The 25,857-nt window shown below is 69.6% G+C and carries 19 protein-coding genes and 2 pseudogenes; 7 read left to right on the plus strand and 14 right to left on the minus strand.

Features of this window, described 5'->3' with window-relative positions; translation table 11 throughout:
* Positions 1 to 16: 16 nt before the first annotated feature.
* Complete coding sequence (locus ABCR94_RS12570; RefSeq protein WP_347119345.1) at positions 17 to 976, minus strand: ABC transporter substrate-binding protein; 960 nt, start codon at positions 974 to 976, stop codon at positions 17 to 19.
* Positions 973 to 1,464, minus strand: coding sequence for a GNAT family N-acetyltransferase (locus ABCR94_RS12575; RefSeq protein WP_347119346.1), 492 nt, complete (start codon positions 1,462 to 1,464; stop codon positions 973 to 975). Before ABCR94_RS12575 ends, ABCR94_RS12570 begins: the two co-directional genes overlap by 4 nt.
* 733 nt (positions 1,465 to 2,197) lie before the next feature.
* Here ABCR94_RS12575 and ABCR94_RS12580 point away from each other — a divergent pair.
* The 4 genes from ABCR94_RS12580 to ABCR94_RS12600 all read left to right on the plus strand — a co-directional run bounded on the left by ABCR94_RS12580 (position 2,198) and on the right by ABCR94_RS12600 (position 6,481).
* On the plus strand, positions 2,198 to 3,226 hold the full coding sequence (locus ABCR94_RS12580; RefSeq protein ID WP_347119347.1) for an amino acid ABC transporter permease: 1,029 nt from the start codon (positions 2,198 to 2,200) through the stop codon (positions 3,224 to 3,226).
* 597 nt (positions 3,227 to 3,823) lie between these two features.
* Positions 3,824 to 5,053: an acyl-CoA dehydrogenase family protein gene (locus tag ABCR94_RS12590; RefSeq protein WP_347119348.1), complete on the plus strand. Its 1,230-nt coding sequence runs from the start codon at positions 3,824 to 3,826 to the stop codon at positions 5,051 to 5,053.
* A 186-nt stretch (positions 5,054 to 5,239) separates the two neighbouring features.
* Entirely contained in the window at positions 5,240 to 5,698 is a 459-nt protein-coding gene (locus ABCR94_RS12595; RefSeq protein ID WP_347119349.1) for an RrF2 family transcriptional regulator, read from the plus strand.
* Positions 5,699 to 5,929: 231 nt separating this feature from the next.
* Positions 5,930 to 6,481, plus strand: a complete 552-nt coding sequence (locus ABCR94_RS12600) for a YciI family protein (protein WP_347119628.1) — start codon at positions 5,930 to 5,932, stop codon at positions 6,479 to 6,481.
* A 163-nt stretch (positions 6,482 to 6,644) separates the two neighbouring features.
* Here ABCR94_RS12600 and ABCR94_RS12605 read toward each other — a convergent pair whose 3' ends face one another.
* The 6 genes from ABCR94_RS12605 to ABCR94_RS12630 form a co-directional block, all read right to left on the minus strand.
* Positions 6,645 to 7,553, minus strand: a complete 909-nt coding sequence (locus ABCR94_RS12605; RefSeq protein WP_347119350.1) for a TauD/TfdA dioxygenase family protein — start codon at positions 7,551 to 7,553, stop codon at positions 6,645 to 6,647.
* A gap of 176 nt (positions 7,554 to 7,729) precedes the next feature.
* Positions 7,730 to 9,103 carry an FAD-dependent oxidoreductase gene (locus ABCR94_RS12610; RefSeq protein ID WP_347119351.1) on the minus strand — a complete coding sequence of 458 codons (1,374 nt, stop codon included), beginning with the start codon at positions 9,101 to 9,103 and terminating at the stop codon, positions 7,730 to 7,732.
* Positions 9,100 to 10,395: a prenyltransferase/squalene oxidase repeat-containing protein gene (locus tag ABCR94_RS12615; RefSeq protein ID WP_347119352.1), complete on the minus strand. Its 1,296-nt coding sequence runs from the start codon at positions 10,393 to 10,395 to the stop codon at positions 9,100 to 9,102. Before ABCR94_RS12615 ends, ABCR94_RS12610 begins: the two co-directional genes overlap by 4 nt.
* Positions 10,396 to 11,195: 800 nt before the next feature.
* The gene (locus tag ABCR94_RS12620) at positions 11,196 to 11,978 is read right to left on the minus strand and encodes a PIG-L deacetylase family protein (protein WP_347119353.1); all 783 of its coding nucleotides are present in this window, start codon (positions 11,976 to 11,978) and stop codon (positions 11,196 to 11,198) included.
* A 627-nt stretch (positions 11,979 to 12,605) separates the two neighbouring features.
* Positions 12,606 to 13,211, minus strand: a complete 606-nt coding sequence (locus ABCR94_RS12625; RefSeq protein ID WP_347119354.1) for a GOLPH3/VPS74 family protein — start codon at positions 13,209 to 13,211, stop codon at positions 12,606 to 12,608.
* 242 nt (positions 13,212 to 13,453) lie between these two features.
* Positions 13,454 to 13,615 carry a hypothetical protein gene (locus tag ABCR94_RS12630; RefSeq protein WP_347119355.1) on the minus strand — a complete coding sequence of 54 codons (162 nt, stop codon included), beginning with the start codon at positions 13,613 to 13,615 and terminating at the stop codon, positions 13,454 to 13,456.
* A gap of 314 nt (positions 13,616 to 13,929) precedes the next feature.
* Between ABCR94_RS12630 and ABCR94_RS12635 the strand changes: the two genes are divergently transcribed.
* Positions 13,930 to 14,895, plus strand: coding sequence for a LysR family transcriptional regulator (locus ABCR94_RS12635; protein WP_347119356.1), 966 nt, complete (start codon positions 13,930 to 13,932; stop codon positions 14,893 to 14,895).
* Positions 14,896 to 15,327: 432 nt separating this feature from the next.
* On the opposite strand, the gene ABCR94_RS12640 is transcribed toward ABCR94_RS12635, so the two are convergent.
* Positions 15,328 to 17,235 (minus strand): glycoside hydrolase family 9 protein, encoded by a 1,908-nt coding sequence (locus ABCR94_RS12640; RefSeq protein WP_347119357.1) that lies wholly within the window; start codon positions 17,233 to 17,235, stop codon positions 15,328 to 15,330.
* Positions 17,236 to 17,588: 353 nt separating this feature from the next.
* On the opposite strand from ABCR94_RS12640, the gene ABCR94_RS12645 reads away from it, so the two are divergent.
* A complete protein-coding gene (locus tag ABCR94_RS12645) occupies positions 17,589 to 18,944 on the plus strand; it encodes a M14 family metallopeptidase (RefSeq protein WP_347119358.1) in 1,356 nt (451 codons plus the stop codon).
* 311 nt (positions 18,945 to 19,255) lie between these two features.
* Here ABCR94_RS12645 and ABCR94_RS12650 read toward each other — a convergent pair whose 3' ends face one another.
* Positions 19,256 to 19,843: a DUF1990 domain-containing protein gene (locus ABCR94_RS12650; protein WP_347119359.1), complete on the minus strand. Its 588-nt coding sequence runs from the start codon at positions 19,841 to 19,843 to the stop codon at positions 19,256 to 19,258.
* Positions 19,844 to 20,084: 241 nt separating this feature from the next.
* Positions 20,085 to 20,444 (minus strand): annotated as a pseudogene (locus ABCR94_RS12655) (SRPBCC family protein); the annotation flags it as partial.
* Between ABCR94_RS12655 and ABCR94_RS12660 the strand changes: the two are divergent.
* Positions 20,445 to 20,901 (plus strand): annotated as a pseudogene (locus ABCR94_RS12660) (pyridoxal-phosphate dependent enzyme); the annotation flags it as partial. It abuts the pseudogene before it with no gap.
* Positions 20,902 to 20,961: 60 nt separating this feature from the next.
* On the opposite strand, the gene ABCR94_RS12665 reads toward ABCR94_RS12660, so the two are convergent.
* From ABCR94_RS12665 to ABCR94_RS12675, 3 genes are all read right to left on the minus strand, one after another.
* A complete protein-coding gene (locus ABCR94_RS12665) occupies positions 20,962 to 21,120 on the minus strand; it encodes a hypothetical protein (protein ID WP_347119360.1) in 159 nt (52 codons plus the stop codon).
* A 419-nt stretch (positions 21,121 to 21,539) separates the two neighbouring features.
* Positions 21,540 to 23,672 carry a protein kinase domain-containing protein gene (locus ABCR94_RS12670; RefSeq protein ID WP_347119361.1) on the minus strand — a complete coding sequence of 711 codons (2,133 nt, stop codon included), beginning with the start codon at positions 23,670 to 23,672 and terminating at the stop codon, positions 21,540 to 21,542.
* The gene (locus ABCR94_RS12675) at positions 23,669 to 25,840 is read right to left on the minus strand and encodes a serine/threonine-protein kinase (protein ID WP_347119362.1); all 2,172 of its coding nucleotides are present in this window, start codon (positions 25,838 to 25,840) and stop codon (positions 23,669 to 23,671) included. Before ABCR94_RS12675 ends, ABCR94_RS12670 begins: the two co-directional genes overlap by 4 nt.
* Positions 25,841 to 25,857 lie beyond the last annotated feature (17 nt).

The following is a 25,857-nucleotide window of genomic DNA, read 5'->3' on the forward strand; positions in this document are numbered from 1 at the left end:
GTGGTGTTCCTGCTCATCACTTGTGCTCGGGCGGGTTGATCCGCGAAGCATCGATCGCGGAGGCGGAGGTGCCCCACCTTTTGAGGATCCGGGCGTAAGTGCCGTCCTCGATCAGCTGGTTGACGGCGGCCTGGAAGGCGCGGGTGAGCGCAGAGCCCTTCTTGAAGGCGAAGCCGACATCGAGCCGGTGGAACTCACCCAGGAACGTGGTCCGGGAGGCGGGCTGCGCCGCCTGGTACCTCAGCCCGTTGATGGTGGACATCACCACGTCGATCCGGCCCTGCTGCAACGCGGTGACGGTGGCCCCGTTCTCCGAGAAGACCTTCACGTCGTACGGCTTCTTGCCGGCCTTGGCGCACACACCCTTCTGGGCGGCGAGCGTGGTCTCGAAGGTGGTGCCTGCCCCGGTGCCGATGGTCAGTCCGCACAGCTGGGTGAGTTCGGTGACCTTCTTGCCGAGCGCGGTGTTGCCCTTCTTCACCGCGAAGCCCTGACCGTCGTTGATATAGGTGACGAAGTCGATGGTCTTCAGACGCGCTGTGGTGACACCGAAGTTCCCTGTCCCGAGGCCGTACTTGCCGCTGCCGAGTGCGGGCAGGATCGTCTCGAAGGAGGCGTCCTGACGCTCCAGCTCGATACCGAGAACCTTGGCGGCCGCGTCCGCGATGTCGATGTCCTGGCCCACAGGTTTCTCTGCGTCGGTGCCCTGCGGGTAGTACGCCCCGGGCGGGAACCCGACGGAACTGCCGACCCGCAGGGCGCCCGACCGGCGTACATCGGCGGGCAGCAGTGCGGCGACGGAGTGCACCTTTCGTACGGTGGCCACCGCGTTGTCGGCCGGTGCGGACGAGCCCTGGGCTCCGGCCGCCGGGGCTCCGTCCGTACTGCCGGAGCCGCAGGCGGTCAGTGCCAGCAGAGGAAGCAACGCAGCAGTGGCGGCGAGGCGCAGGCGGGGGCTGGTTCCGGAAATATTCACCGGGCGGAAACCTTTCCGGTAGGTGCGTTGACGGTGTGGGTCGCGAGGTGCTTCTCGAAGGGCAGGGGGCCGATGGTTTCCGGGTCGGCGCCGGTGTCGAACAGTGGTGTGTAGCCGGTTGCCAGGTACAGGCCGCGGGCCTCCGGCTGTCGGGGCCCGGTGGTCAGGTAGATCCGCCGGTAGCCGCGGGCGCCCGCCTCCCGCTCCAGCTCGCCGACCACCCTGCGGGCGAGGCCGCGCCTGCGGTGGGGGGAGTGCGCCCAGATCCGTTTCAGCTCCGCGGTAGTCGCGTCGTACCGGCGGAAGGCGCCGCCCGCGGCCGGCTCGCCGCGCTTCAGCAGCAGGAGCAGGAGGCCGCCATGGGGCGCGGTGAATTCTTCGTCCGGGTAGCGGGCCAGTTCGGCATCAGCGTCCTTGCTGTAGCGGGCCGAGTACTCGACGCCCAGTTCGCGCAGCAGCAGTTCCACACGCGGGTCGGAGGGCGGCACATGAACCACCGTCAATTCCGGGACGGAGATGGCCTTTCCTCAAGTCCGCTGGGGCCGTGGGCAGCACATGGTCGGCACATGGGCAGAGTGAACTGCCCTTGGTGCGGCCGGGTGTGACGGCGCGTCAGGGTGGTGTGATCCAGGAATGAGCAGGTGTGATGACGCCGGGGCCGAGGCAGCGGCCTCGGGCAAGGCGGGATGGCAGCAGCGTGTGCCCGGGTTCGCAGGAGCGTCCGTACGCGGAACAGACTTCAGAGCATGTTCAACGAGTGCGTACGACGGCTACAAAGAGCGAACTCGGCCCGCGACGGGGTTACCGAGGGAGGGAAGGGCCGGTCGGGCAGCCCGCTGCCGAGTCAGGCACAACACGCCGCGGACCACACCCGACCGAAGTCGATGTGGTCACGGGTGACCAGGTGCTGCTCGGCATTCATGGAGGCAATTGAGCCGCACATCGCACTTCTCGTCAACTACTGCCCGGATGCCGGACCGGCGCCGACCGGTTCCTGTGCCTGGTTGACACAGGCGAGCTCGGGACACATATGATCGCAGACGGGCTGGTTCCGCCGAGCGCGGCAGCCTTTGCGGCCGCGTTGAGGGACGCGGCGAACATGATGACGCCAAGGCCCCGGGCATCGCACCGTACCCGCGCCGAGTCCGCGCGATATCCACATACGCGTGCCGCCAGGTGGTCACCGACGCCCGCGACTCCCTCCCCCCGGAGAACCTCCCCATGGTCTCGCCTTCCGGTATCACCACTTCCTCCCATCTGGCCGTACCCGTCTCAACCGCAGGGCGTCCGAAACCCGCCGGTCGCGGTCCCGAGGATCTGCCGCGGATCGTGCCGCGTCGGCATGTGGCCCGCTGGCTGGCCGCTGCCGCCGCGCTGCTCGTCCTTGCGATGGTGGTCAACTCCGTCGTCCGCAACCGCGCCTTCCAATGGGCTGTCGTCGGCCGGTACTTCACCACCGCCGCCGTGCTCGACGGGCTGTTGCTCACGCTGTGGCTGACCGGTGTGGTGATGGTGCTCGGCTTTCTGCTCGGCACGCCGCTGGCGGTGCTGCGCCTGTCCGGCAACCCGGTCCTGCGTACGCTGAGTTGGAGCTATGTGTGGATCTTCCGATCCACTCCGCTGCTGGTTCAGCTGCTGTTCTGGTTCAACATCGGCGCCCTCTATCCGACGCTCGGCCTCGGCATCCCCTTCGGCCCACAGTTCGTCACCGTCCAGACGGTCAACCTGTTCGGCCCCACCCTCACCGCTGTCATTGGGCTGACCCTGCACGAAGCCGCCTACGCGGCGGAGGTGGTGCGTGGCGGCATCCTCTCGGTGGATGCTGGCCAGACCGAAGCCGCCCAGGCTCTCGGACTCGGCAGGCGTCGCACGCTGCGCCGGATCGTCGTACCGCAGGCGATGCGCTCCATCGTGCCGACCGCAGGGAACATGCTGATCGGCACCCTCAAGGGCACCAGCATCGTCAGCGTGCTGGCGGTGCACGACCTGCTCTACTCGGTGCAGCTGGTCTATAACCAGACGTACCAGGTCATCCCGCTGCTGATGGTCGCCACCATCTGGTACATCACCGTCACCACCGTGCTCAGTGCGGGGCAGTTCTATGTCGAGCGCCACTTCGCGCGCGGCTCCGCCCGTGCTCTGCCGCCCACGCCTCTGCGCAGGTTCAGGATCAGACTGGCCGCCGTACGTGCCCAGCTGCACAAAGTGACGGCCCCGGACGCCCGCCCGGCGATCGGCGGTGACCGGTGACCGGTGACCGGTGAGGCTACGCGGAACTCGGCGCCCCACGCCATGAATCCGGACACAACGGGCGTCGCGAACCTTCATTCCCTATGTTTCCTATCGATTTACTGGGGAAGTGTTGACGGGGCTCGATGGGACACGCAGGATGATGCACATGGTCCACACACAGCAGCGACTCGTTCGTCGTCGGCACATCGACTTCTGTCATGTCGTAAGCGCCGCCTGCTGTCAGGTGTAGGGCCCGAGGCTCGTACGTTGCCCGTACCCCTCCTGCCTTATGAGGCACCGGGTATGGGCTCCGGTCGCAGCGGTGGGGCGATGTGATGTCACCCTCATGTACGTGGAGTTCGAACTGCCGGCCCATCTGGTTTGCGCTCCGATCGTGTCCACTCCCGCGCACATCCGATGGACCGCGTGCGGGGCTACGGCGGCCATGTCGGTGACCGCCACACCGTCGATGTCCACATCGCGCCTGCGCCGCAAGCTGGGCAAGGCACACCGGCACGGGATCGTGACCGTACGGCGCGTGGGTTACGAAGTGCCCGACCGGCGAGTCGGGCCGAACACCCTACCCTGCGTCCGGTATTGAGGAGATCTGTTCCCATGGGCGCTGCCCCCGCACCGCCGGATTCCATTTCACCGGCCGCCTCGACCGGCTTCGACCGCGCGCACTGGTTGCGCGTGGCCCGCGAGACGTCGGACGACCTGGCCACAGATGCGGTGGCCCGGGAACAAGCAGGCAAGGTGCCGTTCGATGAGGTGTCCCGGCTGCGTGAGGCGGGACTGCTGACGCTGATGATCTCGGCCGAGTCCGGGGGAGGAGACGCGGACTGGCGCACGGCCTACGCCATTGTCCGGGAGATCGCCGCGGCCGACGGGGCGATCGGGCAACTGCTCGGCTGTCACTACTTCATGTCGTCGAGCGCCCGGTTCTTCGCCACGCCCGCCCTGGCCGCGCAGGTCGCACGGAACTCCGTGGCGGGGCAGTGGTGTTGGGGTGGTGGTCTCGCCCATCAGGAACCCCCTCTGCGGCTGATCAAGGCCGCCCACGGCTATGTTCTGAACGGTCGGCAGACCTACGTCAGCGGGGCCCTGGTCGCCGACCGCCTCGCGGTGCGGGCCGTGCGGGCCGACACCGGTGAACCAATCGCCGTCGCCGTCGATCCCGCCGCTCGTGGAGTGGTGATCGACGCTGATCGCGACACTTTCGGCCAGCGGCTGGCGGCCGGCGGCAGTGTGGAGTTCGACGCCGTGCCGGTCGCTGCCGACAAACTGCTCGGCTCCCTGTCCGCGGACGAGGATGTGCTGTCCCCGTCGGCCGCCCTGGCATCGCCGGTCGGACGTCTTGTCTCTGCCCAGCTCTGTCTCGGCATGGCCGAGGGAGTACTCGCCGAAGCCCGTGAGTACAGCAGGGCGGGAAACTCACCCTGGCACCCGGTCTGGCCGGTCAGCTCTCCGCAGGACCCGCATGTGCTGACCGTCTACGGGGAGCTCACGGTGGTCACCCGCTCCGCTGCCGCGGTCACCGATCAGGCAACGGAAGCCTTGCACGCAGGGCTGGCACGGGGCGAAGACCTCACCTATGACCAGTACGCGGAGATCTCCGTACTCGTGGCAGTGGCCGAAGCCGCCACCTCAAGAGCCGTGCAGGATGCGACCGCCCGAGCCCTGGACATCATGGGGCCCCGCTCGGTGTCCTCACGATTGGGGTTCGACCGCTTCTGGCGCAATGCCCGAACCCACACCCTGTACGAGCCCGCCGCCGGCCGGCTCCGCGATGTCGGGGACTACTTCCTCAACGGCGCGCACCCCCCGTTCATCCTGCCCGCCTGACCCGTACGGCCGACTCGACCGGCCCGCGCGGGCGGCGAAAGACGCCGGGGTGCGACGGCCAGGATGGTGCATGAAGCCGTCGCCGCGACACTTCCCATTCGGGCGGTTGTGCACGCTGTACCCGTGCCCGGCGGCCGACGGCCCACCCGCGGGACACCGACCGACTCCGTACGCGATAATGCGCGTATGCGGATCTCAGCCAGGGCGGACTATGCGGTACGTGCCGCGCTGCAACTCGCCGCTTCACTCGATGACGGGCCGCTGAAGGCCGAGGCCATCGCCGATGCCCAGGACATTCCCCACAAGTTCCTCGAAGGCATCCTGAACGACATGCGCCGGGGTGGGCTGGTGCTCAGCCGGCGCGGCGGCAACGGTGGCTACCGCCTGGCCAAGCCCGCCCGGTCCATCAGCATCGCGGATGTGATACGCGTCGTGGACGGACCGCTCGTGTCGGTGCGCGGCGTCCGGCCCCCGGACCTGTCCTACACGGGCCCCGCCGAATCGCTGCTTCCCTTGTGGATCGCGCTGCGGTCCAATGTGCGCGAAATCCTCGAAGGTGTGACGCTCGCAGACGTCGCAGCGGCAGACCTGCCCGCCAACGTGTCCGCGCTGACCGACGTCCCCGGCGCCTGGACCAACCCCTGACCCCGGCCCTGACCTTGCTATTCACCTGCGCGATCCATCCGGACGACCGTCCGCTGCGACCCCGTCGAGGCAGACTGAACCACACCTGACCTCACCTCCTATTCCCGGACCGGTCCCGGTCGCACACCAGCAGTGTGCTGACGGTGTTGATGGTCAGGGAGGAAGTGGACGGTCCTGGTGGTCCGGTGAGCCGCTGTCAGAGCGGTTCGCATGGTGGTGAAGACTGAGGGCATGGAGTTCATCTGCTACCACCGTGATCGGCCCGGCTCCTTGGCACTGCGTAAAGAACTGCTGGAAGAGCACTGGTCCTATATGGATCGGTACGCGACGGAAATGATCGCCCGCGGCCCGACCCTCACCAGTGACGGCGACGCACCCACCGGAAGCGTGCACATCGTCGACCTCCCCGATCCCGCCGCCGCCCGTACGTTCGCCTTCGACGAGCCCGGCTACCAGGCAGGTGTGTACCGCGACGTGCTGCTGCGCCGGTGGCGCAACACATTGGGGCGCACCATGTGGGACTTCCCCGGTGGCAGCACCGGTGGCAACCGGTACCTGGTGCTTGGCCTCGGCACCGGGCAGGCGGCCGACCTCACCGTGCCGCCGGGCCGGGACGAGTTGATCGCGTACGGGCCGCTGCTTTCTGACGACGGCGCCACCTGGCTGGGTACGGCGGCGCTGGTGCGGGCACCGGACCCGGACACGGCACGCGCGGTCCTCACCGCGGACCGGTACGCCGACATCGAGGTTCACGACTGGCAGTTCGGCGGGCGGCCGTCATGAACTGAGTCCACGAGTGCGCCGGGTGCGGTACAACCACCAAGGCCGACACCCGGACCGGCCCTCTCCACCACCACCGAACATCGCTCGTCCGCAGTGGGGTCGATCCATGATCGAAATCTGTCGAGAAACGATAGGTAGAGCAAGGGAGCAGGCCCTGCGGCGCTCACGAACCGGACACTGCCCCACGCTCCTCCGCCGACATCGTCGCCAGCGCGTGGGCGCCCGGGGCGCAGCTCGCGCGCTGGGCCGCACGGCTGTCCGTCGGGAGGCGCCCGCTCGCGCCGCGTCGGCCGCCGTCCAACGAGCGGCGGGCCGCTGCGACCCATGCCGGGTCCGGCTCGACACCGATGTGCGCCGCGAGGCGTGTCAGTTCGTACTCCGGAGTGTCGAGCAGGTCCTCGAAGGCCAGTGACATGCGCAGACCGGCCGGGACGGCGTCCAGGTGGGCCAGGCCGCTGGTGATCATCCGGGACCACAGTGCGCCGTACCGCTCCACCGGCATCGGCCGATTCAGTGCGGAGAGCAAGTCGAAGCTGTCGTCGGACAGTAGCCGTTCCAGCTCCGCCGCCGCTTCGGTGCCGGTCTCCCGCGAGAGGTCGGCCAGGAACTCGATGAGCTGGAAGCCGGGGTGGCGGCTCATGGACAACGCGCAGTCCGGTCCCTCCCGGTACAGGTGAACGAAGCGCGCCTCAGGGAAGCGGTGGCGGCAGGTGAAACGCGGCTGCTCGGAGTGGTCGAACAGGTGCTGCAGTACGGCGTCGCTCTCCTGGCGGCTCAGCTGCGGGATGTGTGAGGTCCACATCCGGGTGACGTAGAGAGAACGCCGTCCGGTGACGGGGTGGACTCGCACCACCGGGTGTTCGGCGGAGAGTTCACCGATTTGTGGGGCCTTCAGCACGTGGACGGCAGTCAGCACGAGGTACTTGAGCATGAGCGCGTGGACCTGCTCGAACTGAGCGTCCGTGATCTCGCTCAGGTCGAGTCCGCGCACCTCCGCGCCGACGGCGCCGGACACGGGGCGTATGTGGAGCTCGGCCTCGGCGGCTGCGGGCTGTGACACGGGCTGTGACATGGACGTGTCTCCCCTGAGTAGCGTGCTGAGCAGGGCAGTTGATGGTCCGCCGCAGGGCGGCCGGTCCGGGTGGGTCTCGGGCCGTGGCGAGTGCGGACCATGCCGTCGCGTACGAACGGCCGCGTTCGGCAGGTCACGACGGCTTTCGGCGCCCGGCCGGGCCCGGGGGCCGCCGGTCAGCCCACCGGCACCCGATGGGCGCGGGGGTCGGGCAGCAGGCCGATCTGCTGGAGGCGGTCCAGCGGGGTCAGGGGCCGGGGTCCGAGCCCGGCCATGTTGTGCGTGACGGTGTGCAGCAGGCGCGGATTGGCTCCGGTGCAGCGCACCGCCCGCCGCCCGACGATCCGGCCGGGCCAGGCCAGATCGGTGACCATCCGGGCCGCGTTGGCACTGGTCTTCGCCGCCGAGGCGAGCAAGGGCCGGCGTTCGGCCTGGTAGGCGTCGAGAGCGGCGTCGACCATGGCCGCGTCGAGCCGGGGCCGACCGTCGCCCCCGGCTGCGGGAAGGAACCTGGCGAGCTGGTCGGCGAGTGACGCGGCGCTGGTGATGGCGGTGTTCATCCCCTGCGCGGCCATGGGGTGCACGGCGTAACCGGCCTCCCCGACGAGTGCGAGGCCGGGTGCGGTGAACCGGTCGGCGAGGTACCGGCTGACCGAGAAGATCTGCCGGGTGCCCGCCGCGTCGGCCAGGGCCGGACCGAAGCCGGTGAGCGCCGGGACCTCGGCGACGGCCCGGCCGAGCCATGCGGCGAACCGGTCGGCTCCCATCCCGCGCAGTTCGTCCGGCTCGGTCTGGAGGTAGAGCCGGACCCGTCCCCCGGGCAGCGGGTAGACCAGCCGCAGTCCGCGACCGGTGACGTACGCGGAGAAGTCCTCGGGTGGCGAATCGGCCCCGGCGCCCGCCAGTTCGACGGAGACCAGGCGGCGGGGGTAGTCCACCCGCCGCCCCGCGATGTTCGCGGCGCGGCGCAGGCGCGAGGAGATGCCGTCGGCGGCGACGACCAGCGGAGCGTGTACGGCGCGGTCGGCAGAGCCCTGGCTGCGACCGGCGTCGCCGCCACCCTGGCTGTCGCCGTCGCCGTGCGCGATGACCAGCCCGGTCACCCGCCCGTCCGCTCCGCGCAGCGCCTCACGTACAAGCGTGCCGCGGCGGATGTCCACGCCGGGCGGCAGCCCCTCGGTGAGCGCTCCGAGTATCTGTGCGTGGTCGTGGGCGAGCAGGCCACGATCGCCCTGGGGGAGCTGCCCGTAGTCCAGCGACATCAGGGCGGCGCCGTCGGGGCCGCGTACGACGAGCCGGTCCAGGTCGACGCCGCCGCGCTCACGCAGCATCGCTTCGGTGCCCCAGCGGCGCAGGACGCGCAGCGCGCCGGGCTGGAGCACCTCGCCCTTGGCGATGTCGCGGGGCGCGCGCTGCTTGTCCAACAGCAGTACCTGTAGCCCGAGTTCGCCCAGTGCGCGGGCCGCAGCCAGTCCGGCGACGCCCGCTCCGCAGATCAGAACGTCGTAGTTGTCGGGGCCGTCGTGGGCTTGGAGGGGATGGTCTGTCATGGCGTCGGTGTCTCCTGGTTCGCTCGTCGGTCGGCTGCCGCACCGGGGCCGGCCGGCGTGCGCAGGCGGCCCAGTGCCTTGACCGCGAGTGCGGTGGCGAGGAGACGGTCGGGGTAGCGGTAGCAGTGGCGTACGTACTCGTTGACCGGCGATCCGGGCCAGGTGCCGTCGCTGTCCTGCCGCGCCAGCAGGCGGTTGGCGGCTGACGCGACGGCCGCGGAGTCCGGCGCCTCGCCCGCCAGGAGCAGGGCGTGCAGGGCCCAGGCGGTCTCCTCGACGGTGCCTTCGCCACCCGTGACGTCGGTGTCGGCGCTTCCCGGGTCGTACCCGCCGGTGCTCCAGGAGCCGTCCGACAGTTGGGTGTTGAGCAGGAAGCGCCGGGCGCGGCGCGCGGGTTCACTGGCGCCGCGTCCGGCGTGGGTGAGTGCGGCGAGTGCGGCGGAGGTGCCGGGGGTCAGGCCCCGGTACCACATGGCCTCCCACGCGCCGTCGTCCCGCTGGTTACGGCCCAGGCTCCGCAGCGCCTTGGTCACACGCGGGTCGTCGCGCGCCGCGCCGCAGTCGAGCAGGGCATGCACGGCCTTGGCGGTCATCTGCGGGCAGGGCCCGAAACCCCCCGGGCGGCTGTCGCGTACGGCCAGACTCCAGGAACCCGACCGGTCCTGCATCGCCGTCAGCCAGGTGATGCCGCGCCGGGCGTGCGGGTCGGTGGCGCCGCCGGGCAGGCGGTGCAGCAGCGAGCTGATCTCGGCGGTCTCCAGGGCCATCGGCCAGCTGCGGTCGGTGGAGAACCCCCAGTGCCCCGCGGGGCAGGCCAGCGCGCGGAAGGGAACGTCCTGCTGGCGGCGGCGGAACATGTCCCGGACGGGAACAAGCCGGACGTCGTCGGCGTAGCCCGCCTCCAGCAGGGCGGCGCAGGCGAAGCTGGACCAGGTGATGTCGAGCGGCATCAGGCCCCAGCCGCCGCCCGGGAGCGCGGTGTCGGTCAGCCACCCGGCCGAGGCGCGGGCCATGTCGGGCGCCAGCCCCGAGCGGGCGACGCCGATGCTGATGAGGCTGGTGAGCCAGGGGTCGCTGCTGAACGACCCGCCCCCGCGTTCGCGTTCGAACGCCTGGCGGACGATCTCCAAGGCGCGTGGTCGCAGGACGGCGTCGATCCGGCCACCGAGTCCGCCCCGGGCGCGCTGGACGCTCTGGCCGAGCGCCATGGCGGAGAAGATCGGCAGCCGCAGGCTGAGCGCGCGCCGGGCGAGACCGGGCACCGCGAGCAGTTCCAGGGGCAGCCGGGGCACCGCTTCCTCCGTGAGATATCCAGGCCGCTCAGATATTTCCAAGAGGCGCAGCATCAGGGCAAGAGGAGAGTGATTCCCTCCTTCGCGAGAAATATGCAGAGAGCTTTCTCGGAAATTCGAGGATCGTCATCGGCTACCTCAACTTGCGCCCCAATGCAACGTGTTGGCAGGTAAGGTCGTGCCCGAGTCATGCCCGAGTCGTGCCCGTATCCAGCGTGCAGGTGTGGAGTGGGTGGGCCTGGGTGAGCGCCGGGAAATCCTCGTCACCGAGCAGCCTCAGCCGGGAGTGAGTGAACTTCCTATGCCCGATCGGTCACTTCTGGTGCACGTTTCGTGCCCGATCTAAATCCGGTTGCGCCGACCCGTTCCTGCATTAAGTATTGAGCTCGCACGTGACAGGGATAGGGCCTGGTTCAGAGGGCGTCGGCATATTTGCTTTTTGTGACCGTTTCCCTTACTGATCCGCAGTGCGTGGTATGTGCACATTGGCATGCGGGACTTCCGGGACCGGGCATGTGCGTACGACGGGTCCGCCTCCCCTCGTTGGAGGCGAAACCGGGCGTCCATGTCCATCCCGTCCAACGCCCAACGGGTGGCGGGGGTTCACGGGTATTCGAGAGGGTCGGACATTGGGCGATGCGGCGTCGCCGGGGCGTGAACGCTATGTCAGCGCGACGGCAGGGCGGGGGTGATGCTGCGTGCGGTCAGGTGTCCGCCTCCGGGCATCGACCGCGCTGACCACAGCGACCGCATGCGCATCGGGCCGCAGCCGTCGGGCTCGGGCTGGGCGGCCTGCGGGGTCAGAGTGCCGGCTGCCGTAGGCCCCCCGGCGTTGGCTTGATGTCGAAACGTGTGTAGTACTCGATGGACATGATCCGCTGCCGGGCGTCAGCAGGCAGGCGGGACAGGATGCCTGGCAGGGCACGGGTACGTTCCACTTCGCTCCGGTGCGCGAGGATGGCGGCCCACTTCTGTGCGAGCCACGGACTCACATCGACCGCCGCGGTCACTCGCGCGTCCGGCACGCTCAGTACGGACTTGCCGACCTGCGTCAGAAGGTTGCCCAGCTCTCCGACGCCCGAGTGCGGGTGGGTGGCCAGGTAGACGGCGTTGGGCTGCCAAGGCTCCCCGGTCTCTGGGTAGAGGTGCTCAAGTCCCGAGGCCTGTAGGGCGAGCGTGGTGACGCGGTGGGTGTGTACGTGGTCCGGGTGGCCGGTCAGATTGCCGTACGCGTCGTGGGTGACGACGATCTCCGGGCGGACCTCGCGCAAGTGTCCGACGAGCCGCCCCACAGTTTCATCGAGCGGTGCATCGCAGAACCGGGCCTGCCCGGGCGCTGATTGGGGGATGCGGGCGTCGGCGTACCCGAGCATGCGCGGCTTGCCGGCGCCGAGAATCCCTACGGCATCGGCGAGTTCGGCGGCGCGGTGGCTGTCCGGTGCCCAGGTGGCGGTGACGACGGCGGTGCGCGCGCCGACGGCGGCGTGCTGAGCGAGAACGCCGCCGGCGACCAGGGACTCGTCGTCCGGGTGCGCGAAGACCGCGAGCAGGCTCGGCAGGGATGAGGGGGTGTGCGCGGTCATGGTGGTCGCCCTTCTCGCTGCAGCGGCGGAGGAGGTAGGGGCTCGGTGGTGTGTTGCGGTCCGTCAGGCCCGTGGGCTCCCATTGGTACACCCTTCCACCGGAGCACGGCGGTGGCCACCATCGTGGAGTACACCGGGGTACCCCGGCCCCGGACCGCAGGCGGCAAGCCAGGTGCGCCAAAGCCCTCTGCGGTCGAGGATGTGCGCTCCATTCCGTGCCCGCTCAGGCAGAGACTCGTGCCGCGCGAAGGGCGACGAGGAGTCGCCGGAACGCGGAGGGGCGCCCGGGAGCACGACGCCACGGCTCGTGCGTCGACCGCGGTCCGATGACGATCAGAAGATCGCCGGAGAGTGCCAGGACAGGGGGATTCGGTGTCTCGTCGAGTGGCATGACCCCACTCTCGCGGCCGCGCCCTCCCGCGGTCCAACACCTGCTCCGGACCGATTAACGCACTCACGATGTAAGTTTGTCGTTTATCGTCTGGCCTTGCATGTGTTTCACACGCGAGTGGGGTTTCCCCAGATCAGGACTCGTAGGAGCAGCCTTTCCGCTGACGCTGCGCTCCGTCACTGATAGCCACTCAGCAGGAAGGCCGTGAGGATAAAGCTGCCGTGGCCTTGCCCGCCTCACAGAGCTCGCCAGATGTTGTCGTAGGCCGCGTTCTCGATCGTCCGCCGCTGTCGTACGGCCTCCAGTTCCGTCACCGCGTCGCCGACCGCGGCAAGTACGGCCACGACCGCGTCGTCGGTGTGGTCCCACGAGCCCTCGGCCGGCTCCTCCCCGATGCCCACGGCGGCTGTCAGCGCGGCGAACACGGGCTCGCCCGACGCCCGGCGTTCCTCGGCGGCGTGCCGGGCGGGCGAGTCGGCCAGCGTCCTGCGGCCGGTCGGGACCGGGATCAGCCGGCCGCGTGCCCGGGTGAGCAGCCCTTCCTTCTCCAGCGCGGTGAGATAGGCCGAGGACAGGTCACGGCCGCGTCGCCACAGCCAGTCCTCGGCCGATTCGTACGGTTCCTGCCCGACGACGGCCGTCGCGGCCTCGTCCAGGAGGCGGTCGCCGGTCGCCGGCCGGAGGCCGGGCACGATGCGGTCGCCGTCGAGGGTGACCGTTCCGGCCCGGACGAGGTCGATCAGTTCGGCTCCCGCGAGAGCCAGCGACAGATCACCGCGCGCGACGGGGGCGTCCGGCTCCTTGCCCAGGGTGACGATCAACAGGTCCCGTGCTGTGCTCATGGCTGGCTCCACGTCGGTCGGCCCACTGCGTACGGCGGCCTCAGGCTCGGTCCGCCCCGGTCGGGGAGTCGTCCGGGCCGCGGACAGTCGTTCATGGGGCGAGTGTCGCATGACGGCTACGGTCGGCCACATGCCACAACGTCGGCCTCGGACTCGTCACCGGCCGACGCTACCGCCGGCCCACCCACCACAAGGCAGGCACCAAACCCCGGTGAGTCAGCTGAGCCGCCAGATCAGGTCCTCTAGGGCCGAGCAGCAACGGCATCGATCCCAGACGCCCGCAGCTTGCGAGCCAGGAATTCCATCTCGGGCATCGTGCCGGAGGCGACTCCCGCCACGACCTCGCTCAGCACAGACTTGACGTCGGCCAGAGCAATGCCAAGTTCTGCCCGCAGAACGCGCATGATCGCAGCGTTCCTCGCCGATGGATCTACCTGGAGGCGCGCTGGACCACACTCGGAGAGCAGTCGGCCCCGCAGTTCGGCAGGCAGGTCACCACCGCACACAGCCACCGCAAACCCGCAGGCTGGACACCTGGACTCCGTGTCCCAGCACAAGGAACCGTTCACCAAGGCTTGGACACCCCAGCACTCCAACTCGGCACCGCAGTCCTGGCACCCGGCCGAGTACCTGATGGACTCAAAGACCGCTTGTTCCATCTTGTTCCATCCCCACCCCTTCAAGGAGATGAGGATAAACGACAAGCTATGTTTGCGCCGTGTTCCATGACATTGACCCCCGCCTGCTCCGCGCCTTCGAGGCCGTCGCCGAGGATCTGCATTTCACCCGAGCTGCCGCCCGGCTCTACGTCGCCCAGCAGGCGCTCAGCCGGGATGTCCGGCGACTGGAGCGGGAGCTCGGGACACAGTTGTTCGTGCGCTCCACCCGGAGCGTTTCCCTCACCGGCGAGGGGCAGCGGTTGTTGCCGTACGCGCGGCGGGTGCTGGCGGCTTACAACGAGCTGGCAGCCGCCCGGGCGCCAGAGGACAGGCCGCTGGTCTTCGATGTGGGTACGCCGATCGGTACCGCCTACCAGGTGCTGGAGGAGGTACGTACGGCCGCGCCCGATGTCGAGTTCGTGGCCCGCTTCCATAGCGGGCTCACCGGCGCGGCTGCGGAGATTCTGGCCGGGCGGCTCGATGTTGCGGCGGGGCGCGTAGCGGGGCTCGACCCCGCGGTGCTCCATCAGTTGGAGCACCGGGCCGTGCGGTTCGAGCGAGTGGCTGTGCTGATCGCCGAAGATCATCTGCTGGCGGCCCTGGATGCGGTCCCGCTCGATGCTCTCGCGGGGGAGACCCTGTATGCGGGGGCAGGCAACCCGGACACGGCGGAGTGGACGGATTTCGCCCTTCGGCTGTTCGAGGGTCGGGGTATCGAAGTGGCGCCGGCCTTCCCGGGGATCGAGGGTGCCCAGGAGTTCGTGCGGGTCGTTCGGAAGCAAGGGTGGTCGGTGCTGGCGAGCACCGAATTCATCGCCGTACCGGGCATGGTGCTACTGCCGATCGTCGAGCCCATCCCACTGTCACCGATTTCACTTGTGTGGCGAAAAGGGCTACGGCACAAGGGTCTTGAGGCGTTGAACGGGACAATTGACCAGCTGGTGCATGGGCGCCAATGGTTGGAAGTGCCCATCGGCGGGTGGTTGCCGGAGGCCGACAAGTCACTGATTCTCAACAACAAGTGACAGGGTTGTCCTGGCCCCTGTCGGCGTACTCCGGCCGCATGGCCTCAGACCCCCGCGCTGTCCGTCCGCCCCGCATCGTGGTGCGCGTGGCTCATTGGGTCGGGTGATCTGGCCGCTTCTTCGGCGATTGTTGTCCCGGAGGCTCGGACGGCGCGATCTTCACCCCTCCGTACCTGCTCAATTCCGACGGTACGGAGAAGCCGCGCCCCACCATCACCGGAACGGTTCCGGCCAGAGCCGCGCACGGCGCGACCGTGCCGGTCACGACCGATGGAGCGGTCGCCGCCTTCTCGCTCGTCGACGCGAAGGGATTGCCCGGCAAGGCGCGACTGCTGACGATCGGCTGACTGTCCCTGGGTTACCCAGGAGGTTCCCCCGTCCCAGGCCTCACTCGGCGAGGCCTGGGACGGGTTCGTCGGACCAAAGGGGAGATCAGCGGGATTCGAGGGTCAGGGCGTAGGTGGCGATGGCGGCGAAGTCGTCGGCCGGTTCGGAGCTCTGCCATGAGCGGACATCGTCCACGTAACGCGATCCCCGTCCGGTGAACTCCTCATTCCGATCAACAGCGTTGGGCGGGCACGGGTTCATTCGATCCAGGTTGTCGCCCAGCCCGTCGGTGAAGAGTTCTTCACTGTTCGGCCCGTTGACCACAGCACCGATGGCGGTGGACTTCTTGATGTTGGCGATCTGGTGGTGAGGGCACTGCTCGAAGTTCTCTCCCACCCCCACCATGAACGAGACGCCCCAAGGGTTCGCGCCGAACGACCAGTTGCGCTGCTGCGTTCCGAACGCGTCGTACGACCGGTCCCCGGTCGCCGCCCGGTAGAGCCGGGCGGTCGCATTGAGCCCGAAAGCGTGCGGCACGGCGTCGAACTGGTTGTACGCCGCCCCCGCCCCGAACGGATCCGAGACGGCCCGGCGCCGGCCGATTTCGAGCTGCGCCTTGAGGTCCTTGGTGAGATCGGCCGCGCCGACCGCCAGCCCGCCGGCCCGGTGCGCCCGAATCGCCTTCAGCAGATCCGCATGCGCGAGCGCGCTCACGTCGTACAGGTTCAACGTGTCCCCGCCCGCATCGTGCGCGAGGTACTCCTTGGCCCACCGGGCCGAGTCCCGCAACCACGACTTCGACCGAGGATCACCCAGCTTGCGCCCCGCAAGAGCCAGCTCCGCCGCGCCCAGTTCGAGATCGTCCCGCCACACGCTCTCCGGGTAGAACGCGAACGGCAACGACGTCACCAGCTGACCGACGCCGGTCGTCTGCGCCTGCGCGTAGATCTGCGCCGCCGTGTCGAGGTGGCGCCGCGCCTTGATCGGGTCGGGCTCCACCTGCGCGGCGACAGCGAAGGCCGCCGCCGTCCGACCGGCGATGTTCGGGCTGATCGGCTTCCCGGGCGCCGCCGCGCGGAACACCGGCCGGTTCTTCAGGAACCGGTGTGCCGGATCAGCGTCGAGATCGTCCTCCTCGGGCAACCGCCACACATCGTGGTCGCCCACGAAGGTCCCTTCGGCGTTGCCCGCGCCGGCTCCGACCTGGATGTACAAAGTACGGGTCTTCTCGTCCCACATCTTGTCCAGCCAGCTCAAGCCGTGCCGCGCCTCCCGGAGCAGCTTCGGGTCGGCGAAGCGGGAGTCCCGGGCCGAGGCCCAGAGCAAGGTGTCGGTGTACGCCGCGATATGCGTGAACTTCAGATAGTCCCCGGCGTCGTACCAGCCGCCCTCGACGTCGACCGGCCCGCCGATGGGCTTCAGTTCACCCAGCGACTGGTCGGTGTCCGGCCCGGCGAATACCGGCCAGTCGTAGACCTGGGCCGCGCGGTCGGTCAGATGCGACGGCTTGCGATCGAGCGTTCCGGGAATCACGTTCTTGCCGTCACGTTGTGAGGCGAAGAACGTGACCGTCTTGTCGGCCGCCTCGTCGAAGAGCCGTGCGCCTCCCACCGTGAACTGCGGCGACTTCACACCACCGACCTCGACCCGGTACTTCCCGGGCTTGCGCAATGCCTTCAGATCAAGCCCGTAGACATGCTGGTAGGCCTCGTTCCACTTCCCGAGGTCCGCACCGGCCCTGCCGCTCAACACCTGGCGCCCGCGCGCGTCCCGCACTACGAACCGGGCCCCGGCCGAGGCCCCGGGCGTCATCAGGTAGGCCCACTTGGTGTTCCTGGTCGCGTACCCGAGTTGGTCCACTCGGATATGCCCCGTGCCCGGCACGCTCTGCCCCTCGGCCTGTTCGGGGGCGGGCTGGCGCGCCTGCGCGGCCGGCCCGGCGAGGCCGGTGGCGACAGCCAGGGCGAGGCTGGTGACGAGAGTGGCCTGGGCGGCCCTTCGCAACGTCCACATGGGGGACTCCTCAACGGCGAATCGTTAGGAAGGGTTCCTAATAGTTGCCATACGCTAGGCGATCCGCCGCGCGGCGGCAAGCATTCGCGCCGACCTCGGTCCACGTCCGGGTGGCCCGCAGGGTTCGCTGATCCCGCGTGGCGCGGCGGCGAGCGCCGAGCGGTGTTCGGCCCGGCAGTTGACGGACCTCGCGTCACGGCGTTCCCGTCATGGCTATGGGCGCCCGGAGGTCCCGTCGGGGTGCGGGTGCGTGATGGCCGGAACCGCTCTCTTGACCTGGGCATGCCATAGCACGACCATGTGCGCGTCGCACAGCTCCACCCCCACCTCACCGGACTCAGGAGACTGCCAGCATGCGACTCGTCAACGCACGGATACCCCGGCCGACGAAGGTCGGACGGACCGCCGCCCTCGCCGTTCTGCTCGCCCTCGGTCTCACCGCCCCCCTCAATGCTGTCACCGGCGCCGACGCCTCGTCCCGGAGCGCGGCCGTCGCCGCGGACGAGCGGACCCGGCAGTACGAGATCACCGGGCACACCACTCCCGCCACCCGCACCGCGATCGCCCGCACCGGCGTCTCGATCGACGAGGTGCACGACCACGGCATCGTGATCACCGCGGATGCCGCCGAGGCCAAAAAGCTTCGTGCCCGCGGTCATGTGCTGGAGGCCCTGCCCGCACCGGGCGCCCAACCGGAAGCGACAGGTGGCCTCGGCGCCCTCGACTTCCCGCCGGCCGACTCCAAGTACCACAACTACGCCGAGATGAACGCGGAGATCAACGCACGCATCGCCGCGTACCCCTCGATCATGAGCAAGCGCGTGATCGGCAAGACCTACCAGGGCCGGGACATCGTCGCGATCAAGGTCAGCGACAACGTCGGCACCGACGAGGCCGAGCCCGAGGTCCTCTTCACCGCCCACCAGCATGCCCGCGAGCACCTGACCGTCGAGATGGCGCTCTACCTGCTGCGCGAGCTCGGCGAGGACTACGGCACCGACTCCCGGATCACCCAGGCGGTCAACGGCCGCGAGCTGTGGATCGTGCCGGACCTGAACCCCGACGGCGGCGAGTACGACATCGCGTCGGGCTCCTACCGCAGCTGGCGCAAGAACCGGCAGCCCAACTCCGGCTCCAGCTACGTGGGTACGGACCTCAACCGCAACTGGAACTACAACTGGGGCTGCTGTGGCGGCTCCTCGTCCAGCCGCTCGTCGGAGACCTACCGCGGCGCCGCCGCCGAGTCCGCGCCCGAGACGAAGGTTGTGGCGGACTTCGTCCGTAGCCGGGTGGTCGGCGGGAAGCAGCAGATCAAGGCGGGCATCGACTTCCACACGTACAGCCAGCTGGTGCTGTGGCCGTTCGGCTACACGTACAACGACACTGCCCCCGGAATGACGGCCGACGACCGCAACGCGTTCGCCGCCGTGGGCCAGAAGATGGGCGCGAGCAACGGCTACACCGCCGAGCAGTCCAGCGACCTCTACATCACCGACGGGTCGATCGACGACTGGCTGTGGGGCTCGCAGAAGATCTTCGGCTACACCTTCGAGCTGTACCCGGGGTCGGCCTCGGGCGGCGGCTTCTACCCGCCGGACGAGGTGATCGAGCGGGAGACCTCGCGCAACCGGGACGCGGTGCTCCAACTGGTGGAGAACGCGGACTGCATGTACCGGTCGATCGGGAAGCAGGGGCAGTACTGCGCCTGACGGCCGAGAACACGGGCGCGCGCGGGCGCTCATACGGGTGAGGGCGCCCCGGGGATGTGCCCCGGGGATGTGCCCCGGGGCGCCCTCGCGTCCTCCCCTGCGGACCACGAACCTCGATATCGAGGCCGCGATCACCCACGTGACCCGCAACTCCTCATATCCCGAAATCACCCAGTGGGCCGACTACTTCCTCCGAGCCCGGGCAACCGATGCCGATGCTCTCGCGGCTTTCGGCCCACGGGACGCACGCGGTGACGCGCCGTGATGTCTACCTATCCGCAGTTCCAGCGACCTCAGAGGTACGGGGACGATCACGCGCCTCCTGCGGGTTGCCGAAGGGCGCGCCGGTACCGGCGACGGTAGGCACGTTGTGCGAGCAGAAGCAGCGGGAACAGAGGGCGCCACGGGCCTTTGGGAGCGCGGCCGGTCAGCGAGCGCAGGGTCAGGGTGACGTGGCCCTCGGGGGTGTTGCGTACGATGAAGGCTTCCTCGCCGGACACGGGGTGTCCGGGCAGTGTGCCGTAGGCGAATCCGCATGTGCCGGGGGTGTCGACGACGGCGACGACCCGGACCGGTTCGTGAACGGCCAGCGGGCCCCACGCCGCCGTGACGCGGTACTCGGCCCCCTCGATGACTCGCTCTCCGGCGCCCGCCAGAGGGGTGATGCTGAAGCCGCTACGGCGCTTGATGCCCCAATGCAGGACGGCATCGGAGGCGGCACGCCAGTCGCTGTCGCCGTGCCCGATGACGACGGTGCGTTCGTAGCGGCGGTAGCCCGGGATACTGATCGACCAGATGTTGTCGCCGGGACAGGTCGCGCCGGGCGGAGCGTACGTGAGGGTGTCCGCCATCGGCACTTCAGGTGCCCGGTGGTGGTCTTCTGGTCTGTCCGAGGGCATGGGGCTCCTTTCGCGGCGGCTGGGGTGAGCTGGTGGCTGGTGGCTGGTCTATGAGCCTAGTACGGTCCGATGCGGCCACCCGAAGCCGACGCCGACGAGCGGGGGAGGGGGAGCCGGCGGGGCACTCGTGGGTCGCGGATCGTGTTGAAGTGCGCGGAAGGCCACTCGATCGACGAAGAACGCCGACTAGGTCCTGGACAAGGCGCCACCTACGGCGCGGGTCCGGGCCTGGTGCGCGGTTTCAGTGCCGCTGGTGGCTGGTGCGGGCTTCGGCGGCGGTCTTCAGGTCGCCCAGCCATCCTTTGAGGCCCTCGCTGAGCATCTTCGTCGCGGTGGGGACGTCCGCTTCGACCTGGTCTCCGGTGTGGGTCTCTTCGGTACGTACGAGGACGCCGCCTTTGACCTTGGTGAAGGTCCATACGTGGACGCCGTCGATGCGCAGCCCCTCACCGATCGCGGGTCCGGTCCAGCGGATGCAGGAGTTGTGCTTGAGCTGCCCGACGGTTGAGGTGATGTCAAGGCTGGTGGCGGGAGTTGCGGGATTGGGGGGTATCGGGGTTGTCCACCGGAACGCCGACCCCTTCCGGAAGGGGCCATGGTCGGCGAACTCGACGCGCTGGTGGTTCCGGTCGGTGGCGGCGGGCTGATCGCGGGCAGCGCGACCGCTGCCAAGGGCCTGCATCCCGGGATCCGGGTGATCGGAATCGAACCCGAGGCGGGCGACGACACCAAGCGGTCCCTGCGGGCGGGCAGGCGCATCTCCATCCCCGTACCGCGAACGATCGCCGACGGTCAGGCAGCCGAGATTCCCGGAGAGCTCACCCTTCTCCATCAACCAGCGGCTCGTGGACGAGATCGCACTGGTCACCGACGACCAAATCCGTGACGCCATGCGGTTCGCCTTCGAGCGCCTGAAGATTGTCGTCGAACCCAGCGGCGCCACCGCCCTGGCGGCCCTGATGGCCGGGCGCATCGACCGACTCCCGCCCCGGGTCTGGCTGGTCATCTCGGGCGGCAACATCAGCACACAGCGCTTCGCCGAACTCTGCGCGGACTGAGCAGCTCTGAAGCGTGACAGTTCCGCACTTGGACCTGCCGGACAGCCTGATGCGACAGCCTCATCCCCCAGCCGGACCGCTGCCTTGCGGGCTCTGCAGTGTCTGCGGGGTGACAGTCAGTGTCCCGACCAGCGGGTGGTGCGTGGTCAGTTCGCCGATGAGGCCGGCAACGAGTGGACGTCGAGTCACCTCGGTCATCCGGCCGTCGAGGTCGATCACACGGCACGTCCTGGTGCCCGCCAGCAAGGTGCTGCGCGGCCACAACGGGGTGACCTTTCCAGGAGCTTGTCCACGAGCTTGCGAATCGACCGAACCGGCAGCGTTGGCGGGGCCGGCTGGGTGGGCAGGAGCGACGAGGACGGCCAGGCGGCCCGCTGTGACGGCCGACAGGCACCGGGACGGTACCCGCCACTCGCCCGTGATCTCGAACCCGGTGGACCTGGTGAACCTGGTGGACCCGGCAGCCCTGTCGGTGTCATCGGCACGGTCGGCTGCGTGAACCCGCAGTGATCACGACGGACAAGGGTTTCTGCCTCTGCTCGACGGCCGGGTGCAGCTTGGTCGTCGGGCCACCGCGCGAGCGTCCGGGGCACGGCTTCTGTCAGGACCTCCTCTTCCTCCTCTTCCTCCCATTTCCTCTATTCCTTCGGTACTGAGAAGCAGAAGAGCTTTCCGGCCCAGCCGGCGAAGAGGTGGTCGCCGACGGGGAACGCCGACCAGTGGCCGGATCCGCCGCTGACCGGGTGGTGCCAGACCTGCTTGCCCGTTTTGGCGTGGAAGCCGTACAGCCCTTTCGGCCCCGCGGCGAGGAAGAGGCTGCGCGTGGCGCCCAGGAACTGCAGCGTTCCGAGGCCGGATCCCGCCGTCCACCGGGTGGCCCCGGTCACGGCGTCGACGCCGTGCAGGACCTTGTCGAGGTAACACACGGTCGCGCCGGACCGGTCGTATCCCCGGTTGCCGCGGGCGGCGGTCTGTTTGCTCCACAGGTTCTTCCCCGACTTCGGGTCGAAGGCGGCGAGCAGTCCGCTGGTGGAGCCGGAGGCGCCGGTGCCCGGGTAGCAGAACAGGGTCCCCTCCTGCAGGCGCAAGGATCCCTCCCACATCAGGATCTGACTGTTCGTCGGCGGCAGGCGGGTGGGGCGGCTCCAGAGGGTGCCGCCGTCGTCGGGTTTGAGGGCGAGCAGGTTCATGTCCCCGTCGATGGCGTAGAGCGCCTTTCCCTCGGCCGGCGGGTAGAGGGCGACGAAGTCCTTCGACCACAGGCGCTCGCCCGTGTCCGGGGCCACGACGCTGTAGCCGTTGAGACTGGCGGTCGTGGGCGTCTTCGACTCACTGCCCCATAGGACCAGCTGACCGTCGCGTGTGGGGCCGACGACGCTGGTTCCGCCGCCGTCCTTCGACTGCCACCGCACCTTGCCCGTCGACGTGTCGAGGCACTGGAATTTCCCGTTGCTGCCCATGGTCATGAGCAGGGAACCGTCTGTGTACTCCAGGTGCGTCGCGCTGTTCCCGGTCGGAGACGCGTCCCACAGCTCCTTTCCGGAGCGGCCGTCGAGGGCGTGGACCTTCCCGTCGGTGCGCATGGTGTAGACGTGTTTGTCGTCGGCAACGGCGGCGGTGTTCTGGCCGCTCAGGTCCTTCCAGAGCGGCTTGCCTGAGTGCCGGTCGAAGCAGGCTCCCGAGGTCTTCCCGGCGCACAGCAGCGTGGACCGCGTCACTGCGAACAGGGACATGTCCGGCTGTGGGAGGTCCTTGGTCCAGGAGAGTTCGGGGGTGGCGGTGGTCGCGTCCCGGTCGAGGGAACGGATGAGAAGCGCGGTGCCTCCGGCTGCCGCGGCCGCCACGAGCACCCCGCCCCCGGCCAGGACCCGGCGCCGGCTGAGCAGCGGAGCGCGTACCTCGTCGTGGAGGTTGCGCTGCGTGTCGTTCACCTGCTGCTCGACCGCGCCGAGCCAGCCCGCGGTGGTCGTCGGCCGCAGCCACGCCTGCAGATCCGCGACGGTCGGCCGCCGGGCCGGGTTCTTGTCGAGGCAGGCGGCGACGATGCCGAGCAGAGCGTGCGGGACACCGTCCAACTGCGGCGCCTCATAAGCGGCGCGGTAGAGCAGCGCGTGCACCGCGCCGGTGCCGAAGGGCGGGGCGCCGGCGGCGGCGAAGGCGAGTACGGAGCCGAGGGAGAACACGTCGCTGGCGGGGGTGAGTTCGGCCCCCGTCGAGTGCTCGGGCGACATGTAGCCGGGCGACCCGATGATCTGGCCTTCCGCGGTGAGCACGGTTGCGTCGACGGCCCGGCTGATGCCGAAGTCGATGACCCTGGGCCCGTCGAGGGCGAGCAGGGTGTTGGACGGCTTGAGGTCGCGGTGGATCAGCCCCGCGCGGTGGATGGCGGACAGGGCCTCGGCCAGGCCCGCACCGAGCACGCGCAAGGTGGCTTCGGGCATGGGCCCGTGGGCCTCGACGGCGCCGGCGAGCGAGGGGCCGGGAATGTACGCGGTGGCCAGCCAGGGCTGCGGCCCCTCGGGGTCGGCGTCGACGACCGGCGCGGTGAAGGCGCCGCTGACCGCGCGTGCCGCGTCCACCTCGGCCTTGAACCGTCGCCGGAAGTCGGGATCGGCGGACAGCTCGGAGCGGACGACCTTGACGGCGACGGCTCGGCCACTGCGCGAAGCGGCCAGGTGAACGCGGCCCATGCCGCCGGCGCCGAGTTCCCTGATCACTCGGTACGGTCCGATGTGCGTGGAGGTGGGGTTGGGGTTGGCCTGGGTGGTCATGGGGTGTCGCTCCGGAAGGCGTAGAGAGTGGTTTCGGATGCGGCATAGACGGTGGTGCCGACGACCTGCACCAACCAGGCGTCCTTGGCCGAGGCCTCGGAGCCGGAGCCCTGGTGCGCCCAGAGCAGCTTGCCGTCCGAGGCGCGCAGCACGACGAAGCCCGGGGTCACGGCGCTGAACAGGGGGAGCGCCACCAGGGACGAGGACACGGAGGGCCCCGGGTGCAGTGCGCTTCCCGGGGAGAGGGACAGCGGGCTCGCGGTGTGCCACAGCTGGCTGCCGTCGCGCGTGTCGAGGGCGAAGATGGTGTCCTGGCCGTCCGCGACGTAAGCTCGCCTGCCCACAACCGTGGTGGGGCTGAGACTGGTCGGCTCGCTGACGGCCGTCCACAGTGAGCGGCCCTCGGCGGCGCGGAACGCCTGCACCTTGACGCTGGTGACGAGCAGCGCCTTCCCGTCGGTGTTCAGGTTCGGATAGGTGCCGGGCACGAAGAGGTCCCGGACCGTCCAGCGCACCCTGCCGGTCCGAAGGTCCATTCCATGGACGGTGCCGCCGTCCTGCAGGAAGCAGGTGCGCCCGTCGGAGTAGGCGTGGTAGTCGCTGCCGGACACCTTGCGGGACCACAGCACCCTTCCCGCGACGAGGTCCACGGCGCGCACCCGGTACCCCCGATCGCCGTCGCTGCCGATGAGAGCGACCGATCCGGCGTCACAGAAGACGTCCTGGAGATGGTCGGGGAAGAAGGACCCCTCCTCCGGCTCGGTGACCGCATGGCTGAACTTCAAGGCGCCGCTGTCGTCGAGGCCGAGCAGGTAGCCGCGGTCGCCCCAGGCCGTCGCGTACAGGGTCGATCCCTGGACACCGAGCCACTTGGGCTCACTGGAGACATCGGACGGCACCCGGGGCGAGGCCGTCCACCGTTTCTCTCCGGTCGCGGTGTCGTAGCCGACCGCGGTCCTCTGGTCCCAGTGCACGAGGGTGTCGCCCAGGAGCCGCAGCTGTCCGCCCTGCAGGCGTTTCAACGGGCGCGACCACTGCGGTGCCGGGCCCGCGGCCGGCTTGGCAGCGGGTCGAACGGTGGTGCCCGCGCCGGTGACACGCTCCTTGGTGCGATCGGGCTTCGACGTCCACCAGCCCAGAGCCGGGACGCCCGCGGCCGCAGCGGCGGTGCCGCCGGCTGTGGCGATCCACAGGAAGCGGCGGCGGCTCGGCGCGCCCGGCCCGCCCGTCACCGGTGCGGCGTCGGGTACCGGCGGTGCGGCCACCATGAGGGCCGCGTGCGCTTCCCGTACGGCGAGGTCCTCTCGCAGCCCCGGAGTGAGCAACTCGGAGGGGTCGGTGGGCCCCAGTGCGGCCAGCAGCGCCGTGACGGGCGGTCTGCCGGTGGGGCTCTTGTCCAGGCAGGCCGCGACCAGGGGGCGCAGCGCGTCGGGTACGCCTGCCAGCCGTGGCGGGGCGTGCACGGCCCGGTAGAGGACTTCGGCGGCCCCTCCGGTGCCGAAGGGGCCCCGGCCGGTGGCTGCGAACACCAGGACGCAGCCGAGGGAGAAGACGTCGGCCGCCGGCCCGGTCCCGCGGCTCGACGTGATCTGCTCGGGCGCCATGAAGCCGGGCGTTCCGATCACGTCGTCCGTCCGGGTCATCTGCGTCGCGTCCATCGCCCGGCTGATGCCGAAGTCGATGACACGGGCCCCGTCATGGGTCACGAGTACGTTCCCGGGCTTGAGGTCACGGTGGACGAGGCCGACGGCGTGGATCGCCAGCAGCGCCTCCGCCAGGCCCGTGCCCAGAGCGCGCAGAGCCGGTTCGGGCAGGGTGCCGAAGCGGCGTACGACGTCGTGCAGGGACGGCGCGGGGACGTAGGCGGTGGCCAACCACGGCTGCTGGGCGTCGGCGTCCGCGTCGAGCACCGCCGGGGTGAAGAAGCCGCTCACCTTCCGGGCGGCGTCGACCTCGCGCCTGAAGCGCCCGCGAAAGCCCGGTGTCTCGGTGTACTCGGGCCGGATGACCTTCAGTGCGACCAGCCGCGACCCCGGCGACCTGGCCAGGAAGACCTGGCCCATGCCGCCCTCGCCCAGGAGTTGGAAGACTTCGTACGGTCCGATCCGTCCCGTATGACGCTGCTGCGCGGCCGTGGCGTCACGGCCGCCCGTCGTCTCGGTGCGCACAGTGCCGGGGCGGGGCG

Source organism: Streptomyces changchenzhani (assembly GCF_039766235.1).
GTDB lineage: Bacteria > Actinomycetota > Actinomycetes > Streptomycetales > Streptomycetaceae > Streptomyces.